Source organism: Rhizobacter sp. P3_B12 (genome assembly GCF_056402895.1).
In genome coordinates this window covers 1-1,622 of the sequence record NZ_JBFUGN010001211.1, presented here as the reverse complement: position 1 = coordinate 1,622, position 1,622 = coordinate 1, and the positions used below count along the sequence as shown (strand labels likewise).

Annotated in this window: 1 protein-coding gene; it reads left to right on the top strand. The window is 69.1% G+C overall.

All coding sequences use genetic code 11. The features are described from left to right. Positions 1–1,455, top strand: a 1,455-nt coding sequence (locus AC1D01_RS33835) for a hypothetical protein (RefSeq protein ID WP_477873841.1), incomplete at its 5' end; no start/stop codon positions are given. Positions 1,456–1,622: the final 167 nt, after the last annotated feature.

Below are 1,622 nucleotides of genomic sequence, written 5' to 3'. Positions count from 1 at the left end.
CGCCTGCGCTCGGGCCTCGGCCTGCAGCGCTGCGCCAAGGACCCGAAGCCCGTGTCCAGCCCGCAGGTGAAGGTCAAGCTGACGCCGGCCCAGGAGCGCCAGGAGTCGCTGTCCGGCGCCAGCGAACGGCTGCGCGACGTCAACAAGTGGGTCTCGTATCAACAGAAGGCGCAGGGGGTTCCGAGCGTCAAGGGTGTCAGCAACCTCGACGGCGAGCAGGCCGGCAACGTGGCCACGGCCATCGAGCTGCTGACCAAGGCGAGCGCACTGTCCGGCGCGAAGTCGCTGGATGAGCTGCGGCCGAAGCTCAAGGAGGTGGTCGACCAGGCCCAGGTCGCCAAGCACCCCAACACCGGGTACGGCGGGCAGCAGGATGCGATGGCGAGCCAGCACGCGTTGAACCTGGCGATCACCGCGTCGAACGAACTCGACGAGCTGGTGGTCAAGCTCAGCGCGTCGCTCGACATGAAGGGCATCAAGAAGGACACCGACGCCATCGCCACCGCGCTGGCGGGCGCCCAGGCCGATCCGGGCTCGATCTTCGACGCCAAGGACAAGATCGACAAGGCCRTCGGCTCGATCCGCAAGCAGATCCTCGAGATCCAGTCGCGCGACACCGAGACGCCCAAGGCCATGCAGAACGTCCTCTTCGTGCTGCGCAGCTTCCTGGCGCTGAATGCGCCGGCGCGGGCCAAGCCGCCGACGGACGACGAGATCAAGGCGTTCACGAGCGGGGCGCGCGGCAACCTGGCACACGACTTCGACGTCGTCTTCGGCCAAGGCAAGGAGGTCCATGGCTTCGACGCCTTCCTGCTCTATGCCGACCTGCTCGAGAAGCAGCTCGCCGTGCGCGCCCAGATGGCGGCGGCCAAGGTCGATGCCGCGCCGATTCCGACGCAGGGCAACGCCGAGGACTTCTTCAAGTCGCTCAAGCCCAGGAAGAACGACCAGGTGTTCCAGGCCTACCAGGACTACGCCGCCGCCTTCTTCTTCCATGGCCATGTGGCCTCGCTGGCCGACATGAACGTGACCGACGTCTCCGAGCTCTACCAGCGGCCGCTGTCGATCTTCGGCCTGCGTCGCCTGGTGTGCACCGGCTATGCCTTGCTCGGCGCGCACCTGCTGGGCAAGGCGGGCGCGGTCCTGAAGGAGTTCGTGGTCGCGGTGCGCGCCACCGACCAGGACATCGCCACCGACCGGATCGACGAGGGCCACGCGCTGGCCCACGTGGTGCGCGACGGCAAGAACGCCTGGGTGTCGAATGGATTGATCGTGTCCAGCGAGGCGGGCGGCATCGGCCCCGACGCGGTGGCGTGGGAGAAGAGCAAGGCGCCGCTGCGCACGGCCACGGGCCCGACCATCAACGAAGCGAACCAGCGGCTGGCCGAGTTGCTGGCCAGGCTGAGGGATGCGCCGCCCAAGAGGCCCGCAGCCGGCGGCCCGAAGCGCAAATAGGCGGCACGCATGAAACAGGCTCCGACAGACCACAAGGCGGCAGCGGCCGGCGGGCGCGCGGCGCGCGACGTGCGGGGGCGCGGCCGTTTCGCGGAACCGCTGGGCCCGCGCGATGACGCGATGGAAGCCGAAGCGCATCGCGTCGCACAGGCCGTGGCGGGCGGCGC